The organism is Thermasporomyces composti, assembly GCF_003386795.1.
In the GTDB taxonomy this organism is placed as follows: domain Bacteria; phylum Actinomycetota; class Actinomycetes; order Propionibacteriales; family Actinopolymorphaceae; genus Thermasporomyces; species Thermasporomyces composti.
Map to the genome: position 1 here is coordinate 55,806 of NZ_QTUC01000001.1, position 18,100 is coordinate 73,905.

The following is an 18,100-nucleotide window of genomic DNA, read 5'->3' on the forward strand; positions in this document are numbered from 1 at the left end:
GTGACCACGATCCCCACCCCGTCCTCGTCAGCAGCGTCCTCCTCCACCGTGGCGTCGTTCGCCGCGTCCGAACCGGTGATCGAGGCCTCCGGCGTGAGCAAGACCTTCGTCGTCCGCCGCCGGGCGGGGCTGCTGCGACGCGTCAAGGCCGAGGTCCGCGCGGTCACTGACGTGTCGTTCACCATCCGCCGTGGCGAGATGGTCGGCTACATCGGCCCGAACGGCGCGGGCAAGTCGACCACGATCAAGATGCTCACGGGCATTCTCGTGCCCAGCGCGGGCACCTTGCGCGTCGCGGGCGTCGAGCCCGCGCGAGAGCGCCTCGCCCTCACCCGACGGATCGGCGTGGTGTTCGGACAGCGCACGACGTTGTGGTGGGACCTGCCCCTGCGCGACAGCTTCAGCTTGCTGCGACGCATCTACAAGATCTCCGCGACGCGCTACCGGGAGAACCTCGACCGCTTGGTGGACGCGCTCGACCTCGGATCGCTGCTCGACGTACCCGTCCGGCAGCTCTCCCTCGGCCAACGGATGCGCGGCGACATCGCCGCCGCCCTCCTCCACGACCCCGAGGTGCTCTACCTCGACGAGCCCACCATCGGCTTGGACATCGTGAGCAAGACGAAGGTCCGCGAGTTCCTGCGTGCGCTGAACGCCCAGCAGGGCACGACGGTCTTGCTCACCACCCATGACCTGACCGACATCGAGCAGCTGTGCTCACGGGTCATGGTCATCGACAAAGGAACGCTCGTGTACGACGGGGACCTCGACGGACTGCGCGAGCACGGAGAGAGCGAGCGCGTCCTCGTCGTCGACCTCGAACGGCCGCTACCGCCAATCCAGGTTCGTGGCGCGCGTGTCCTTCGCGTCGAGGGACCACGACAGTGGCTCTGCTTCCCGGCGGCCGCGAGCGCGGCGCCGCTCGTGGCCGCGATCGCCGACCGCTACCCCATCGCCGACCTGTCGATCCAAGAGCCGGCGATCGAGACGGTGATCGCGCGGATGTACGCCGAGGGACGGGCGTCCTAACCGGACCGGGCAGGCGTCACGCGTGGCGAGGCCATCCGCCGTCGGTGCTGGTGGCGGGACGACGAGCATGACGGCGGACACCGTGATCACCACGAAGAGTAGTTCAGTTACGGAGAGTTCTCCGTCGCTGGTCACGCCCGCCCTCACGGCGAGGCTCCCGAGATGTCCCAGCTGACGCATCGCCTCCGAACGTCGCAAGGACGAAGCCTCGACAGAACGACGGCGACACCCACCTCCTGGTGACTGCGCGCTGCTGACGAGCGGATACCGAAGGTGACTGTCCGCGTCAATTCTCCCTGGAAAGGGACACAGAACGTGATTTTCCGGTAGTCTCCGCTCGGACTTCGGGGGTCGGGAGGGGAGCCAGGGATGCCCGGACGCCACGCCGCAGAAGTTCCGCCGCGATCGCGGCGCCGTCGCGTCATCCTCGCCCTTGTCCTCCTCGTCGCTCTAGTCGTCCCGGCGGCCGTGTACGCCAGAGATCGAGGGTTCTCCCTCCAGGCGTTGATGGAGCCGGAACCGTGCAGCGGCGAGGTGCGAATCGAGGTGGCCGCGGCACCTGAGATCGTCGAGCCGTTGAGAGCGGTCACCGAGCGGATGGCCAAGGAGCGCGTACCGGTCGACGGGCGCTGTGTGATGTTCGACATCACCGCCGCGACCCCGCGGGAGATCTTCACCCGGCTCTCCAGCGAGGCTGGGGACGTGCCCGACCTGTGGATTCCCGACACCTGGGAATGGGTCTCCCGCACCGGCATTCCTCACGACCGGCTACTGTCGCTGAGCCCGTCGGTGGCTGCCACGCCGCTCGTCCTGGCCACGACCCAGGCCAAGGCGGAGGAGCTCCGTGACGTCAAGGACTGGCCGACCTTGGCCACCGCTGGACGGATGGCCCTCGCCGACGCCGAGCGGTCCGGCCCCGCCCTCAGCGCCCTGCTGGCCATCCGGCGGTCCATCACCGACGACGCCGAGGCAGCACGCCGCAGGCTCGGCACGATCATCCTGCAGTTGATCAAGGAGCGCGTCGACAGCCTCGAGGTCGAGCTGGACCAGGCCAGGCGGGACGGCCTCCGCCGCGGAGTCCCCGCCACCGAGCAGCAGGTGGTGGCGTTCCGGAAGGAGCATCCGACCGCCGACGTCGTGCCCGTGGTGCCCAGCGGTGGCACGGTGCTCCTGGAGTACCCCCTGGTGTCCGTGCTCCACCAGAAGTCCAACCGGGGCCGGATCATCGAGGCGGGGGCCGCCCTCATGCGCTACGTCGACGCCCCCGCTGGCCGCGCCGCATTCCGCAAGGCCGGCTTCCGTGACTACCGCGATCAGACGCCGCCGGACGCAGCCGGCGCGGTCGGCGAGGTGACCGTGCTGCCGCCGGTCTCGCTCGATGACGCCGACGACGTGCTGCGGAGCTGGGCCGCGATGAGCCTGGACACTCGACTGCTGACGGTGGTCGACGTCTCCGGGTCCATGGCGGTGGCCGCCGGTGACCGAAGCCGGATCGAGCTCGCCCGCGACGCGGCCAAGACGGCATTGACCTACTTCCCCGACAAGTCCCAGGTCGGGCTGTGGGAGTTCGCCGAGAACCGTGATGGTCGCCGGCCGTGGCGTGAGCTGTCGGCCATCAAGCCCTTGACCGCCGAGCACCGTGCCGAGCTCAACAAGAACCTCGACGCGCTGCCCAGGCGAACCGGGGGAGGCACCGGGCTGTACGACACGTTCCTCGCGGCGTACCGGGTCGCGCAGAACTCCTACGACCCCACCCACGTCAACTCGTTGGTCTTGCTCACCGACTCCTGCTCGGGTGCCGCCAGGCCGTCGCCTGCCTGTGCCAACGAGGACACGCCCGGGATCTCGCTCAACCAGCTCATCAACACTCTGCAGCTGGAGGCTGACCCAGCTCGGCCGATCGCGGTGATCCTGGTCGGTATCGGTCCGCAGGCCGACATCGCCGCGTTGGAACGCATCGCCAAGGTCACCAGCGGACGGGCCTACCGGGCCAAGGACCCGCAGGACATGGAGAGCATCATCATCGACTCCCTGCTGCGTCGGCAGTGCGGTGCCGCCTGTGAATGATCCGATCTCGCAGCCGGTCGCGTGGTAGGAAGACGGCGGACGCGCCGTCAGAGCGCGGGGCTGGTGGAAGCGAGGCGGGTTTGATGACGCTGTCCGACAGGCGGCCGAAAAGCACGGCCCGGGTCCGTGTGCGAGAGGTGGACAGCGGCACGGTCCGCCAGCGCGAGGACCTGGTGGCGACCGAGGAGCCGCTCGAGATTCGCGTCGCCTGGCCCGGCGCGTCGCCGCGCTCCCTCGTGGTGACGATGCGCACGCCGGGGGCCGACTTCGACCTCGCGGTCGGTTTCCTGGTCTCCGAAGGGCTCCTCACCCACCCCGACGGCGTGGTCCAGGTCAGGTACTGCACAGACCCGGGCGTCGAGCAGACGTACAACGTCGTGACGGTCGACCTGACTGGTCCACTGCGTGGGCCGGTGGCGGCTCGGTACGGCGCCGCCTCGGCCGCGTGCGGGATCTGCGGCAAACAGAGCCTCGACGAGCTGGAGCTGTCCGGCCTCCACTCGGTCGCGCCGGGCCCGGTGGTCGACCCGGTCACGCTGTGCGCCTTGCCCGACCGGCTTCGGGCAGCCCAGAGCCTGTTCAGCCGAACCGGCGGGCTGCACGCGGCCGGCGTGTTCACTCCGGAGGGCGAGCTGGTGTGCGCCCGGGAAGACGTGGGCCGACACAACGCGGTCGACAAGCTCATCGGATGGGCGTTCCTCCGTCGCCGGCTCCCGCTGGCCGGCCACCTCCTCGTCGTCAGCGGACGTGCCGGGTTCGAGATCTGCCAGAAGGCACTGGCCGCTGGCGTGCCCTTCGTCGCCGCGGTCGGCGCGCCGTCCAGTCTCGCGGTCGACCTGTGCGATCGATTCGGCATGACGTTGGTGGGCTTCCTGCGGGGGGCGCGGTACGTGGTCTACACCCACCCCGATCGCGCCGCCGGCCGCGGCGTCAACCAGTAGGCCACAGGCGGGTCAGTCGGTGAGCCACAGGCGGGTCAGTCGGTGCGCCCCGGGCGAGCGGCCACGCGGTCACCGCGGTCAGCTGGTGTGGAAACGCAGCTCCCGGCAGGGGTAGTCGACGTCGGGCGGGTAGAGGTCCCGCGCCTCGATAGGCCCGTCGGCCACCGCCTCCACAACCTGGGGCCAGAACCGGGTCGCGGGTACGTTGGCGTGGTCGTACTCCAGCTGCCAATCACCAGGAAAGCGTCGGAACAGCTTGGTCGCCGCGCGGCGGCCGATCCCGGCCCGGCGCAGGGCCCGCAGCACGAAGAACTCCGCGAGGTGCAGCAGCCCGTCGTCGAGCTTCCGCACGAGGGCGAAACCAGCCAGCCGCTCCCCCGCCAGGATGAACAACGGTTCCCGGGCCGGTTCGACGAAGTAGTGGTCGAGGTAGCGATACGGGTACGTGCCGTGCGGGGAAAGCTCGTAGTTGCGCACCTCACTCAGGTCGTAGCGGTAGAACTGCACGAGGTTGGCGAGCACCGTCTTGTGCCGCTCAGCGACCCGCACCAGCTGGACGTGGTCTTCTTCCGTGCTCATGTCGGGCGTCAGCTTGCCACACCGTGGGGACCACCATGGCTCACAGGCGCACGATCCGAGCACCCGGCACGGTGCTCGCGTAGCGGTCCGGCACGCAGGTCAGCAGGATCACCTGCGTCGTGGAACCGGCGCGGGCGAGCAGTGAGCCCATCGCTTGCAGCCGTGCCGGGTCGGACCAGCCGAGGGCGTCGTCGAGCACGACGGGAACGCCGCTGCCGTCCGACGCGGTGAGTCCGGCGATGGCCAGTCGCACGATGGTGGCGAGCTGCTCACGTGCCCCCGTCGACAGGGACGTGACGGGCAGGGAGACCCCGTCGAGCACCCGCTCCCGCACCTCGAGGTTCTCACCGAGCACCACGCCGAAGGAGGGGCCGTGCAGGACGCGGCCGAGCGCTTCGATGCGCTCGCGCAGGGGCGCGGCGTATCGGCGGCGCGCCTCGACCTGATGGCGGGTGAGGGTCTCCCGGAGCCGGCGGGCCGCGCCGGCCTTGCGCTCGACGTTCTCCAGCTGAGCCTCGGCCTGGGCCTGGTCGGCTTCCGCGCGCTCGGCCGCCGACGCCAGACCGTGTGCGCCGGCCATCTCCAGGCGTCCTTCAACGCGTCGCAGCTCGTCGTGCAGCTCCTCGACCTGCCGCCTTAGCTGGTCGCGCAGGCTCGTGGCGTCGGCCAGCTGGTCCTCGATGGTGTCGAGGCCGCTGGCGGCGAGGGCCTCCCTGGCTCGTGCGAGCTCCTCGGCCACCGCCGCGAGCCGCGACTCGCACGCGCGGACCTCCTCCTCGAGGGTCGTGTCATCCTTCTCAGCGCGGGCGGTGGCGAGCGCGGCGAAGGCGTCGTCCCGGCGTTCCTGTTCCTGTTCCGCTCGGACGCGGGCCACCGTGGCGTGCTCGCTGGCCGCCTCGTACTGCTTGCGGCACCGCGCCTCGCGCTCCTCAGCCTCGGCGACGAGTCGCGCGGCCGCGGACTCGTCCTGCTGGGCGCGGGCCAGCCTGGCGCGCGCCTCCTCGATACCGGTGGGCGGATCAGGAGCGCCGTCATCGTCGCCAGGGTCCTCGGCGAGTCGGCGGGCCAAGACGTCGCGACGGAGGAGGAGCTGCTCGAGCGATTCCCCACCGAGTCGACGGTGGAGCGTCTCGCGAGCGGCGCGTAGTCCTCGCTCCGCTTCCGCCCGCGCGCGGGCCGCTCGACGGGCCTCCGCGACGTTCTCGACACCCAACGTGGCCAGGAGCTCCCGTTCGGCATGCTCAGCCTCCGCGCACGCGGCGGCGAGCTCGGCGACGCCCGCGCCGGGTCGGACGGTGACCTCGGCGACGCCCGCGACGGCGACGGTCGTGTCGTCCGCGACGCTCAGCTCGGTGTCACCGGCCACCGGTCTGCCGTCGATGTCGATGTCACCCAGCCCGATTCGCCGAACGACGACAGTCGGGGCGCCGGCGTCTCGTGCCGCCCGTGCGGCCAGGACGCGACGGTGGGCAGCTTCGACCTCCTCCACGTCGGCGTCGGTGATCGTCAGCCGGTCGAGCTCGGCCGCCCACCGCCGCTCCTCGTCCTGGGCGTGACGGACCTCGGCCAGCTTCGCCTCCAGCTCGGCGAGGTCGGCTCGGTCACGCAGGCGTCCCAGGTGCGCTTCGGCAGCGCGGACGGCCGTGTGTCGCGCGGTGAGCTCCTCCCGAGCCTGCCGGAGCTGCGCGGTGGCCTCGGCGAGATCACGCTCGGCCTCGCGCAGGGCCTGCTCCGCCTGGCGGGCGGTCGCCGCCGTAGCCGCCGCGGTCTCCTCGCGGTGGGCGGCCTCGCCACGAAGCAGCGTGCGGCGCTCCAACTCACCGCGCGCCGTCACCAGCCGCTCCTCGGCGAGGTCGCGGTTCTGGCTGAGCCTCTCGACGGACGCGATGAGCTCGGCCGCGGCCTGGCGGCGCCGTTCCAGCTCGTCGACTCGGCGTGACTGCTCCGCCAGTCGGGCGGCCAGGCGGTCGTGGTCCTGGCTGAGCCGCTCGGCGCGGGCGACGTCCTGGTCGACCTCGGTCAGTCTGGCTCTCGCGTCCTGAGCCAGGCGTCGCGCCTCGTCCCGGCGCCGGAGCGCCTCGGCGTAGGCGCCGGTCGGGCGGCCGGTCGGGGTGAAGTAGCGGAGGTACTCCGCTTCCACGGCCTCCACGAGCGGGACGGTCGCGCCGTGGTCACTCTCCCCACCTGCCACCTCGTCGAGCGCGGTGAGCACCGAGGTCACCGTCCCGGCCACCGGGACGGTGAGGGTCTGCTCTTGGCCGACGGCCAGCGCCGCCCACAGGGTCTCGTCGACGTGTTCGCCGAACAGCCGCCTGGCCTCGTCGTGGGCCTCGCGGCCGGTCCACGTGCGCCCTTCGGGCTCGACCCGAAGCTCGGTGGCCCGCTGCTTGAACCAGCGTTTGCGGTAGTGGAGGCGCAGCTCCCCGACGCTGACGTCGGCTTCGACCTCTGTGCCGACGTCGCTGCCGGCCGGTTGGACCGCGCGCAGCTTCGTCGCCTTGGAGTCGTCGGGCACCTCGAACAGCAAGCGGAACGCCTCGAGCAGGCTGGACTTGCCGGTCTCGTTGTCCCCGACCACGACGGTGACCCCGGTGGGATGGAACGTCAACTCGCGGTCGGTGACCCCGCGGAAGTTGCGCAGTCGGAGCCGATGCAGTCTCACGCCGCTCCCCCAGCCAACCGGTGCAGCAGCGCCAAGGCGTTGGCGGCTTCAGCGTCGCCGGCGCCCGTGGCGATGCGAAGCTCCTCCAAGGCCGCGCGAGCCGGTCCGGTGACGGGCAGCTCGTCCAACGCGGCGTCGTCGGGAAACACCCCGACGTCCCAATGCCGGCCCCAGCGCTGGACAGCGGCGAAGACCTCCTCATAGGCGTCGAGGAGGGTCTCGAGCCTGGTGAGCCCAGCCACCGAGAGCGTGCCGCGGACGCCGAGACGGACGACGGTCCGAGTCTTGTCGGGTTGGTCATCCAACCAGCCGGCGAGCTGGTCGAGGTCGTCGTCACCGTCGACCTCAACCACGTGGGACAGGAGGCGCCAGGTGCCGACCCGCGTCGGGGTGACGGTGCAGGCCTGTCTCTCGCCACCAGCGAGTTCCACGACCAACACCTCGCCCGGGCGCTCCTCCTCCGGACGCGTGGGCTCCGGCGTTCCCGAGTACCAGATCCGCCCGGTGGTGCCCACCTCGGTGGTGGAGTGGCGGTCCCCGAGCGCGAGGTAGTGCAGCCGACCCTCGTGGATCGCCCGCTCCACGGGGGCGAGGCGGATGAGAGCGGGTTCGTCGACGTCGGGCGCGAGGCTGTCCACTTGGCCGTGACCGACGACGACCCGGATCAGCCCGTCAGCGGGCGGGTCGAGGTCGGCGACCGCTGCGAGTGGATCGGTGAGCGCGCGCCGGGTCCGCCAGGGGAAGCCCACCACCTCCACGCCAGGGGTGGGTCGGCGCGGCTCGCTGTCGGACAGGACGTCGACGTGGCTGGGTAGGTGGGTGGTGAGGGTCGAGCTGGTCCAGACCGTGCCCGGCTCGAGCGAGTCATGGTTGCCTGGGAGGAGCAGCACGGGGCACGGAACGGCACGGAGCGCCTCGCAGGTCCGCAGCACGACGTGCCGGTCGACCTGGTTGGCGTCGAAGACGTCCCCCGCTACCACGACGAAGGCAGCGGCCACCTCCCCGGCGAGCGCGCCGATGCGCTCGATCGCGTCGATGCGCGCTTGGCCGTAGCGAGCCTGCGCCTCCGGGCCGAGGAAGTGCCGCACCATGCCGAGCTGCCAGTCACTGGAGTGGACAAACCGCACGCCGACGGTGTCCGAGGCCCCGGGTCTGCTCGTGATCGCCATGATGGGGTGCACGCTAGTCGGAGCGACCGACGAGACGCGTCGTGCCACGCCTGTGAGGGGCAGGGATGAGCGATCGGGCCAGGGACACCGCGGTCATCGACATCGATGGCGTGCTCGCGGACGTCCGCCACCGGCTCCACCACCTGCGCACCCGCCCCAAGGACTGGGACGCCTTCTTCGCCGCGGCCCAGCATGACCCGCCCTTGCCGGAGGGCTTCGCCGTCGTGCGGACGTTGGCAGACCGACACCGCGTCGTCTACCTGTCGGGGCGGCCCGAGCGCCTCAGGGGGGTGACCGAGCGGTGGCTACGCCAGCACGGCGCCCCGCCGGGAACGCTCCTCCTGCGCCGGGACGGCGACCTCAGACCGGCTCGCCGGGTCAAGCTGGAGCGGCTGCGCGAGCTCCAGGCACGTGTCGTGGTCGTGGTCGACGACGATCCCGCGGTGTGCGCGACGCTGCGCGCTGCCGGCTTCCCCGTCCTGCAGGCCACCTGGGGATTCGGCGAGGAGAACGAGCACGGCGAGGCGGCCAGAACCCTGCACGAGGCGCAAGAGCGTAACGGTCGGTCATAACGACCTGCACGTCGTCACTGATTGTGTCGGTGCGCCTACTGTGACCAGCGAAATCACCGATGCGCGGGAACCGGTTGAATAACGAATTGGCAACGTCGTAGAGTCCTGTCCGTCGCGTCGCCTTGACGCGACTACGACCCGCTTCGCCGAGCTCCGCCCAGCGGTGTCGTACGTCCGTCGTCAGCAACGGGGCGGAGACGGAGGAACCGATTCGGCTCCACCCCCTCGGGTGGGCCTAGGGGTGAGGCCGCGGAACCCGCGGCCGGGCACACCTCTCGCCCGAACCCGACAGCTCACTCCGCAGGCGATGAGAGGGAGCGAGACAAGCATGCCCTACAAGCCCAAGCACCGTGGCACGAGTCGCGCTCGACGGGCCGCTCGCAAGGTCACCACGACCGCGGCGGTCACCGGCGTCGCCGCCGCAGTCCCGATCGCGTTCGCCAACCAGGCCGACGCCGCCACGCAGGAAACGTGGGAGCGGCTCGCGCAGTGCGAGAGCAGTGGGAACTGGCACATCAACACCGGCAACGGCTACTACGGCGGACTCCAGTTCGCCCCCTCCACCTGGCGGGAGTTCGGTGGCACCAAGTACGCGCCGCGCGCTGACCTGGCCACCAAGGAGCAGCAGATCGCCATCGCGGAGAAGGTGCTCGACGTCCAGGGATGGGGAGCCTGGCCGGCCTGCTCGCGCAAGCTCGGACTGACCGAGGCGGACAAGGCGGGCGACCCTGGAGTGTCGTCGGACCAGAGCAAGGCCCGTGAGAGCTCCCGGTCGAGGAGCTCGCGCGGTTCGGAGCGAGCTCGCACGCCCGTATCCAGCGCGACCTACGTCGTGCAGCCCGGCGACTCGCTGTCGTCGATCGCCGCCGCGCACAACCTCGAGGGCGGCTGGCGTGCCCTGTGGAAGCTCAACCGCGATGTCGTCGGCAGCAACCCCGACCTGATCTTCCCGAACCAGAAGCTGCGTTTGCGCTGAGCGTCCTGCACCGAACGCCCCGCCTGTCCCACCCGGGCGGGGCGTTCGCGTGTCCAGCGCGGCGTAGGTCACGGTGTGTGTCGCTCGGGGGTGCCGCGACGAGGGCCGTCCGCGGTCACGCGTGATCACCCACCTCGTCGCGCCGGACCGCTAGGCTTCGGCGTGTGCCGCACGAGATCGACCAGGACTTTGTGAGCCTGCCTCTCCACTCTCTCGCCGACGCGGCGCTGAGCCGAGCTCGCGAGCTCGGCGCCGAGCACGCCGACTTCCGCCTCGAGCGAATCCGGTCCCAGCGCTATTCGCTGCGGGACGCCAAGCTGGAGGGCAGCCACGACGGCCAGGACAGTGGCTTCGCCGTCCGTGTCATTCACAACGGCACCTGGGGCTTCGCCAGCAGCGTGATCTTGACGCCTGACGAGGCGGTCCGGGTCGCCGAACGCGCCGTCGAGGTGGCCAAGGTCGCGGCCACCATGAACGCCGAGCGCATCGAGCTGGCCGACGAGCCCATCTACCACGACGTCACGTGGGTCTCGTCGTATGAGATCGACCCGTTCGACATCGACGAGCCCACGAAGGTGGCGCTCCTGGCCGACTGGAGCCGCCGGCTGCTGGACGCCGAGGGCGTGGACCACGTGACCGCTTCGCTCCGCCAAGTCAAGGAGCAGAAGTTCTACGCCGACAACCGCGGCACGATCACCACCCAGCAGCGGGTTCGCATCCACCCGGTCGTGGAGGCGTTCGCCAGCGACCCCGAGACCGGTCGCTTCGACTCGATGCGGACACTCGCGCCACCCGTCGGCCGCGGGTGGGAGTACCTCATCGGATCGGTGTGGGACTGGGAGAACGAGCTGGCCGAGATCCCCTCGCTGCTGGCGGCCAAGCTCAAGGCACCCAGTGTCGAGCCGGGCGTCTACGACCTGGTCATCGACCCGTCCAACCTGTGGCTGACCATCCACGAGTCGATCGGCCACGCCACCGAGTTGGACCGGGCGCTCGGCTACGAGGCCAACTACGCGGGTACCTCGTTCGCGACTCCAGACCAGCTCGGCACCCTGCGCTACGGCTCACCGTGCATGCACGTCACCGGCGACCGCACGGTCGAGCACGGGCTGGCGACGGTCGGCTACGACGACGAAGGCGTCAAGAGCCAGTCCTGGGACATCATCCGGGACGGCATCCTCGTCGGCTACCAGCTCGACCGTCGGATGGCGAAGGCGTTCGGTTACGAGCGGTCCAACGGCTGCGCGTTCGCCGACTCCCCGTCGCACATCCCCGTGCAGCGGATGGCGAACGTCTCGCTGCAGCCCGAGCCTGACGGGCCCTCGACCGAGGAGCTGATCAGCCGGGTCGACCGGGGGATCTACATCGTGGGCGATCGGTCGTGGTCGATCGACATGCAGCGACGCAACTTCCAGTTCACTGGTCAGCGCTTCTACCGCATCGAGGGTGGCAAGCTCGCCGGTCAGCTTCGTGACGTGGCCTACCAGGCGACCACCACCGAGTTCTGGGGCGCGATGGAGGCGGTCGGCGGCCCTCAGACGTGGGTGCTGGGTGGCGCGTTCAACTGTGGTAAGGCGCAGCCCGGACAAGTCGCTCCGGTGAGTCACGGCTGCCCGTCGGCGCTCTTCCGCGGTGTACGCATCCTCAACACCACTCAGGAATCGGGACGGTGAGCGTGAGCAGCAACCTGACCCTCCAGGAGATCGTCGAGCGGGCGCTGTCCCGGTCGAAGGCCGACGGATGCGTCGTCATCGCCCAAGAGTCCTCCAGCGCCAACCTGCGCTGGGCCAACAACACGCTCACCACGAACGGGGTGATGCTGACCCGGTCGTTGACGGTGATCGCCACCGTGGCGGGCCGGTCCGGAGTGTCCTCCGGTGCCATCAGCCGGTCGGTGACCACAGCACAGGATGTCGACCGGGTGGTCCGGGACGCCGAGGACGCCGCTCGGGCCAACGAGCCCTCCGAGGACGCGCGTCCGCTCATCACGGGCGAGGCCGCTCCGGACTGGGACGAGCCGCCGGCGAGCACGTCGATCCACGTCTTCGACTCCTTCGCCCCCGCTCTGGGCGAGGCGTTCGGACGGTCTCGCGACACCGGGGTGCAGCACTACGGCTACGTCGAACACGACGTGACCACGACCTACCTCGGCTCCTCCACCGGCCTGCGGTTGCGGTACGTGCAGCCGACTGGGTTCGTCACCATGACCGGCAAGTCGAAGGACCTGAGCCGCTCCGCCTGGGTCGGCCAGGCGACCCGCGACTTCCGTGACGTCGACCCCGGCGCCCTCACGACCGAGCTCGAGCGCCGGTTGTCGTGGGCGCGGCGCACCATCGAGCTCCCGGCTGGCCGCTACGAGACCTTGCTGCCACCGACGGCCGTTGCCGACTTGATGATCTACGCCTACTGGACGATGTCGGCGCGCGACGCCCACGACGGCCGCACCGTCTTCGCCAAGCCGGGCGGCGGGACACGTGTGGGCGAACGGCTCTCCTCCACCAGCGTGAGCTTGCGCTCGGACCCGGCTCACGCCGGCCTGGAGTGCGCGCCGTTCGTCGTGGCCCACGCGTCATCCAGCGAGCAGAGTGTCTTCGACAATGGCCTCGGCCTGGGCGCCGTCGAGTGGATTCGCGACGGTGTCCTGTCGTCCTTGGTGACGACTCGGCACTCCGCGGAGCTCACCGGGTTGCCGGTGACACCGTTCGTCGACAACCTCATCCTCGAGGTGCCGAACCCGGGTGGCTCGCTCGAGGATCTGGTCGCCCGCACCGACCGTGGCCTGCTGCTCACCTGCTTGTGGTACATCCGCGAGGTCGACCCGCAGACCCTCCTGCTGACCGGGCTCACCCGTGACGGCGTCTACCTCGTCGAAGGCGGGGAGGTCGTCGGGCAGGTCAACAACTTCCGGTTCAACGAGAGCCCGGTCGACCTGCTCGCCCGCTTCACCGAGGCGGGCGTGACCGCGCCGGCCTTCTCCCGCGAGTGGGGTGACTACTTCCCACGCACGGCGATGCCGGCGCTGCGGGTGCCTGACTTCAACATGTCCAGCGTGAGCCAGTCGAGCTGACCCTGGCGCCCACCCTGACCCTGGCGACCACCGGCCGCGGCCGACACGCGCCACGCGCCTTGGTTCGCTGTGCCCGTGTGGCCTTGGTTCGCTGTGCCCGTGTGAGCGTCCGCGGGCGACCCACGCGGTCGCGCGGCTGCACGACCGGGCCGTCGAGCTGTCCCTCGAGCTCGTACGACCGGGCGATGAGGTCGGCCATCGCGGCGCGGAACTCCTCGCGTCGCCTGTCACTCCAGTCCGCGGTCAGCTCAGCGAAGATCCGCTCCTGCCACGGATGCGCGTGCCGGAGGAGGACCTGGCCTTTCGGCGTGACGGTGACCATGCGGCGACGGCGATCGGTCGTCGCCGCGGCCATCGTGAGATAGCCGGCCGCGACCGCGTCCTTGATCAGTCTGGACGCGCCGCTTCGGTCGATGCCGAGCTCGTCGGCGACGCGTTCAACGTCGCCAGCGCGTTACGTCCGGTCAGCGCGGCCACTGCCTCCGTCACCATGACGAGCCGGCCCCGCGCGGCAACCGACCCGTCGCCGGCGACCGCACCTCGCGACCAGTGGCGGACGAACGCGAACAGCAGCTGCCCCGGTCCCGGTGTGCTCATTCGGTCGCGACCAGCTCCCGCTAGACCGACGCGAGTTGCAGCGCGGCCTCGAGGTTGGGCAGTCGCAGCGCAGCGGTCGCCTTCGCGTTCGCGACGCGAAACACCGTCGCCACCCTCGTCGGCGCGTCGCTTCCCGGCCACGTGGCGTCCTGCTCGACCACCACGAGCCGCTGTCCGATGAGGTGCCGGGTGCGCGGCTGCAGCCGGATGCCCGACCGAGCGACCCAGTCGGCGAACTCTTGCGGCGAGATCGACCCCGCGCCCTTCGGGCCGAGGACGACGACCGGGTCACCGACAGCCTCCGCCGCTCGACGGAGGTCACCAGCGTTGACCGCGGCGTGCCACTCGTCGATGGCCCGTTCCTCTGTCGAATCCACCCGGTCTGTCGAAGCCACCCGGTCGGTTGTATGCGAATCGCATACATCAGTTGTCCGCCAGGCCACCGACCACTCGCGGAGACCTGCTGAAGACACTCGAGCGCCTGGTGCAGGCCGTCGAGAGGGTCGGGGTTTTCGCGGTCGGCGTCCGACCCGGCTTCCCCGGTGAGCAGCCCCCGACACCTACCGCAGGGCGAGTCGGCACACCGTCGAGGTGCCATACCGTGCCGCGGCGGCATCCTTGAGCGCGCGGAGGCCAGAAGCCCGCACGGCGATGGCCAGGTCGGCGAGCTCGCGCTGGGCGGTGGCGTCGCCACCGAAGGCCTTGATGCAGGCCTCGGGAGCGACGTTGGCGAAAGCCAGCAACGCACCCGCGACACCCAACGGCCCGGCGAAGGAGAGCAGCGCACCCGACCCGACGTAGATCGCGCCGTCCCACGTGGACAGCTCGTGGAGCAGCCGTACCGGATCCGCCGAGGAGTCCTTGAGGCCGCCGATGGGCAGGTCGGGCAAAGTGCCGACGTCGATACCGGGGACGCCGAGCGGCCCCGGGTTGTGGTACCCGATCACCCGCTCGGGCCCACCCGCGGCGTCCGCCACCGACGCGAACAGCTCACGCTGGTCGACCCCACCGCGTGCCGGGCTGACGAGGACGGCGTCGGCTCCCGCCGCGCGCGCCGCGGCGGTTCGCCTCGCGGCCGCCCTCGGCCACGCACCGCTGGCGCCGGCGATGACGGTGATCTCCTCGGGCAAGGCGTCACGAACGGCCGCGATCAGGTCCGCTCGCTCAGCGTCGTCGAGCGTCTCCGCCTCTCCCGTCGTCCCAGCGACGAGCACCGCCCGGACACCAGCGTCAACGAGTCGCCGGGCGTGGTCGACGGTCGCCGGGACGTCCACCTCACCCTCAGACGTGAACAGCGTGAGCAAGGCGACACCGACGCCGACGAACGCAGGGCTAGCCATACCTCTCCTCAGCCGGACTACCTCTCCTCAGCCGAGCTATGTCCCCTCAGCCGAGCTGTCCCGCTCGACCGGGCTGCTCCGCCACCACGAGGCATTCTGGCAACGAGTTGTCGCCTTGTCGGCAGCCGTCGTGGCTGATCGACGTCACGCCCGCCGGCCCCTCCGGGCTGGCCGGTGCGCCCGAACGCCTCCGGGGCGTCCGGGATCGGTACGGCTCACGTCGGTGAGAAGGGCGACGCGTTGTTACGGTTCCTCCCATGGCCGCTGCCGTCGCGCCCGGGCTGATCCGCACCCTCCTCCAGATCCCTCTCGTCGAGGCGCGGGATGTCGACGACGAGGGTCGGCTGCTGGTCGGCTACGACGTCTCCGGGTCGATGCAGCTCCACGAGGTCGACCACGACGGAACCTGGCGGCAGCTCACCGCTCTCGACGGCCCGGCCAGGGGTCGCTACCTGCCCGGGCAACGCGCGGTCGTCGTCGAGCACGACGCCGGGGGCAACGAACGCACCCAGCTCTCGCTGCTCGACCTGGACGAGACCGGTGCCGCCACCGACGGCGAGGCCAACGACGAGGGCACCGACGAGCTGCCCCTGCGGCCACTGGTTCACGATCCGCGCTGGATCCACCGGCTCGCTGGCGTGCGGCCCGGAGGGGTTCTCTACCTGACCAATCGGCGCAACGGTGTCGACTTCGACCTGGTCCACCGCGACGTCGCCACGGGTGAGGAGAGGGTTCTCTACGACGGGGGCGGATACGTCATGGAAGCCCAGGCCTCACCCGACGGCCGATGGGTCGCTCTGACCCGGCCGAACGCGCCAGCCAACTCCTACCAGCTCGTTCTGGTCGACACGACCGACGGCCAGTGTCGCGCGCTCACAGGCTGGAAGGACGACACGTTCCTGCGGACACCGTCGTGGCTGCCGGACTCCTCGGGCTTGCTGGTCTCGAGCAACGCCGGCCGTGAGATGACCGCCGTCGTCCACTACGACCTGACCAGCGACACCTGGAGGGACGTGGTCGTCGACGACGCCCACGACCTGGTGGGCTGGGCCAGCCCCGATGGCGAGCACGTCCTCGTCGCGGTGAACGACGACGGCGAGGTGGGGCTCGCGATCCACCGCCTCAGCGACGGGCGACTCGTGCGCACTCTCCCCCTTCCCGCCGGCGGCTGCGCCGCTCTGCACCGCCACCCCGACCCGGTCTGGTCGCCGTCGGGGCGCTTCGCCGCGTTCACGTTCTCCTCCCCGCTCGAGCCCCCGTACGCGGTCCGCTACGACCAGGCCTCGACCACACTCACCGCGGCCCGGGCTCCTGACACGCCGGCCCCACCCACGTGCCTGGTAGCGCCAACCTCCCAACGAGTGCCCACACCGGACGGGGAACGGATCCCGACGTTCCTGTACCGGCCCGCCGACGGTGGCGACGGCTCGGTCGTCGTCGTCATCCACGGGGGTCCGGAGAGCCAGTCGGTCCGACAGTGGAGCCCGATCGTCGCCGGTCTCGTGGCCCAAGGACACGCCGTCGTCGTGCCGAACGTGCGCGGCTCGACCGGCTACGGCAAGCGCTGGTACGCCCTGGATGACGGGCGCCGCAGGCTGGACGCGGTGGCCGACCTCGCCGCCCTGCACGAGTGGCTCCCTGCGGTCGGCCTCGATCCCGGGCGGGCCGCGCTCTACGGTGGCTCGTACGGCGGCTACATGGTGCTGGCAGGGCTGGCCTTCCAGCCCGAGCGGTGGGTGGCCGGCGTCGACATCGTCGGGATCGCCTCGCTGGTGACGTTCCTGGAGAACACCTCGAGCTATCGACGCAGCCACCGCGAGCGCGAGTACGGCTCGCTCGCCCACGACCGCGACTTCCTCCACGAGGCGAGCCCACTCACCAGGGTGGACGCGATCCGGGCCGCCCTGTTCGTCATCCACGGAGCCAACGACCCGCGCGTGCCGCTGTCGGAGGCGGAGCAGATCGTGGCGGCGCTGCGCGCACGTGGCGTGCCGTGTGAGTTCCGGGTGTACGACGACGAAGGACACGGCTTGGCCAAGCGCGCGAACCAGCTCGACGCGTACCCAGCGGTCTTGGCGTTCCTCGCCGAGAAGCTGGCCCCGCCGGTGCGGCGTGAGGCTGAGGACGAGTCCTCGCTAGGTTCACAGGTCGGGTCCGGGTGAGTCAGTGGACGAGGCTGGCGGAGAGGATGGACAGCGATGAGTGAACGTGTCGGCTTCATCGGCCTGGGGATCATGGGTGCCGGGATGGCGGCGAACCTGCTCCGCGCCGGGTTCGACGTCGTCGTCTACAACCGCACCGCCGCCAAAGCTGAGCCACTCGCCGCCGCGGGTGCGGAGGTGGCTGACTCGCCTCGGGCGGTGGCTGAGCGCTGCGGCGTGGTGTTCACGTGCGTGAGTGACACCCCTGACGTCGAGCAGGTGCTCTTCGGTGAGGACGGTGTCGCTTCCGGAATGGCCCCAGGAGGACTCGTCGTCGACACGAGCACGGTGAGCCCGGAGGCCACCCGCCGGTGGGCGGCGCGGCTGGCCGAGCAGTCGATCGGCTTCCTGGACGCCCCGGTCTCCGGCGGCAGCGAGGGCGCCGCCAAGGGCACGCTGTCCATCATGGTCGGCGGTGACGAGGCTCACCTCGAGCGCGCCCGGCCGTACCTGGAGGCGATCGGCACGACCATCACCCACATGGGTGGCGTCGGCTCCGGTCAGACCTGCAAGCTCGTCAACCAGATCCTCGTCGTGGTCTCGATGCTCGGCGTCGCCGAGGCGCTGGTGTTCGCGAAGGCGGGTGGGCTCGACCTGCGGAAGACGATCGCGGCGGTCGAGGGCGGCGCGGCCGGTTCCTGGATGCTCAGCAACCGAGGGCCGCAAGTGATCCGCGGCGACTGGCGGCCGGGGTTCACGATCGACCTGCAGCAGAAGGACCTGCGGCTGGTGCTGGAGGAAGCGCACCAGCTGGGGGTGCCCACGATCGCGACGAGCACGATCTCGCACCTGTACCGCGTGCTCCAGCGGGAAGGCCTCGGCGGCGAGGGAAACCACGCGCTGATCAAGGCGTTGGAGCGGCTCGCCGGGATCGAGGCCCGCCAGGACGACTGAGGCGCG

14 protein-coding genes, 1 pseudogene and 1 riboswitch are annotated in these 18,100 nt (G+C 70.7%); of the genes and pseudogenes, 9 read left to right on the plus strand and 6 right to left on the minus strand.

From position 1 onward, the window contains the following. The 3 genes from DFJ64_RS00260 to fdhD all read left to right on the plus strand — a co-directional run bounded on the left by DFJ64_RS00260 (position 1) and on the right by fdhD (position 4,037). Entirely contained in the window at positions 1-1,029 is a 1,029-nt protein-coding gene (locus tag DFJ64_RS00260; protein ID WP_342768083.1) for an ABC transporter ATP-binding protein, read from the plus strand. Between the two features lie 369 nt (positions 1,030-1,398). Continuing rightward, a complete protein-coding gene (locus DFJ64_RS00265) occupies positions 1,399-3,096 on the plus strand; it encodes a substrate-binding domain-containing protein (protein WP_115848606.1) in 1,698 nt (565 codons plus the stop codon). Between the two features lie 83 nt (positions 3,097-3,179). Beyond that, entirely contained in the window at positions 3,180-4,037 is an 858-nt protein-coding gene (fdhD, locus tag DFJ64_RS00270; protein ID WP_115848607.1) for a formate dehydrogenase accessory sulfurtransferase FdhD, read from the plus strand. 78 nt (positions 4,038-4,115) lie between these two features. On the opposite strand, the gene DFJ64_RS00275 is transcribed toward fdhD, so the two are convergent. The 3 genes from DFJ64_RS00275 to DFJ64_RS00285 are packed head-to-tail and all read right to left on the minus strand — an operon-like array spanning position 4,116 to position 8,447. Continuing rightward, positions 4,116-4,616 (minus strand): GNAT family N-acetyltransferase, encoded by a 501-nt coding sequence (locus tag DFJ64_RS00275; protein WP_115848608.1) that lies wholly within the window; start codon positions 4,614-4,616, stop codon positions 4,116-4,118. Between the two features lie 40 nt (positions 4,617-4,656). Continuing rightward, positions 4,657-7,278 carry an AAA family ATPase gene (locus DFJ64_RS00280; RefSeq protein ID WP_115848609.1) on the minus strand — a complete coding sequence of 874 codons (2,622 nt, stop codon included), beginning with the start codon at positions 7,276-7,278 and terminating at the stop codon, positions 4,657-4,659. Further along, positions 7,275-8,447, minus strand: coding sequence for a metallophosphoesterase family protein (locus tag DFJ64_RS00285; protein ID WP_115851694.1), 1,173 nt, complete (start codon positions 8,445-8,447; stop codon positions 7,275-7,277). Before DFJ64_RS00285 ends, DFJ64_RS00280 begins: the two co-directional genes overlap by 4 nt. Before the next feature lie 65 nt (positions 8,448-8,512). Here DFJ64_RS00285 and DFJ64_RS00290 point away from each other — a divergent pair, with 65 nt between their 5' ends. The 4 genes from DFJ64_RS00290 to DFJ64_RS00305 all read left to right on the plus strand — a co-directional run bounded on the left by DFJ64_RS00290 (position 8,513) and on the right by DFJ64_RS00305 (position 13,062). Continuing rightward, on the plus strand, positions 8,513-9,019 hold the full coding sequence (locus tag DFJ64_RS00290; RefSeq protein ID WP_115848610.1) for a phosphatase domain-containing protein: 507 nt from the start codon (positions 8,513-8,515) through the stop codon (positions 9,017-9,019). 164 nt (positions 9,020-9,183) lie between these two features. After that, a riboswitch (cyclic di-AMP (ydaO/yuaA leader) is annotated at positions 9,184-9,340 on the plus strand. 7 nt (positions 9,341-9,347) lie between these two features. Then, positions 9,348-9,995, plus strand: coding sequence for a LysM peptidoglycan-binding domain-containing protein (locus DFJ64_RS20030; protein WP_170152452.1), 648 nt, complete (start codon positions 9,348-9,350; stop codon positions 9,993-9,995). Between the two features lie 164 nt (positions 9,996-10,159). Next, complete coding sequence (locus tag DFJ64_RS00300; RefSeq protein WP_115848612.1) at positions 10,160-11,668, plus strand: TldD/PmbA family protein; 1,509 nt, start codon at positions 10,160-10,162, stop codon at positions 11,666-11,668. Positions 11,669-11,670: 2 nt separating this feature from the next. After that, the gene (locus DFJ64_RS00305; RefSeq protein WP_211310440.1) at positions 11,671-13,062 is read left to right on the plus strand and encodes a metallopeptidase TldD-related protein; all 1,392 of its coding nucleotides are present in this window, start codon (positions 11,671-11,673) and stop codon (positions 13,060-13,062) included. Positions 13,063-13,449: 387 nt separating this feature from the next. Here DFJ64_RS00305 and DFJ64_RS19770 read toward each other — a convergent pair whose 3' ends face one another. From DFJ64_RS19770 to DFJ64_RS00320, 3 genes are all read right to left on the minus strand, one after another. Next, on the minus strand, positions 13,450-13,659 hold the full coding sequence (locus DFJ64_RS19770; protein WP_245940860.1) for a hypothetical protein: 210 nt from the start codon (positions 13,657-13,659) through the stop codon (positions 13,450-13,452). 20 nt (positions 13,660-13,679) lie between these two features. Continuing rightward, entirely contained in the window at positions 13,680-14,036 is a 357-nt protein-coding gene (locus DFJ64_RS00315; protein WP_115848614.1) for a hypothetical protein, read from the minus strand. A 183-nt stretch (positions 14,037-14,219) separates the two neighbouring features. After that, entirely contained in the window at positions 14,220-14,999 is a 780-nt protein-coding gene (locus DFJ64_RS00320) for a dihydrodipicolinate synthase family protein (RefSeq protein WP_115848615.1), read from the minus strand. Between the two features lie 257 nt (positions 15,000-15,256). Here DFJ64_RS00320 and DFJ64_RS00325 point away from each other — a divergent pair, with 257 nt between their 5' ends. Both DFJ64_RS00325 and DFJ64_RS00330 read left to right on the plus strand, forming a co-directional pair. Continuing rightward, positions 15,257-17,161: a S9 family peptidase gene (locus tag DFJ64_RS00325; protein ID WP_115848616.1), complete on the plus strand. Its 1,905-nt coding sequence runs from the start codon at positions 15,257-15,259 to the stop codon at positions 17,159-17,161. 33 nt (positions 17,162-17,194) lie between these two features. Beyond that, positions 17,195-18,094: pseudogene (locus tag DFJ64_RS00330) on the plus strand (NAD(P)-dependent oxidoreductase); the annotation flags it as partial. Positions 18,095-18,100 lie beyond the last annotated feature (6 nt).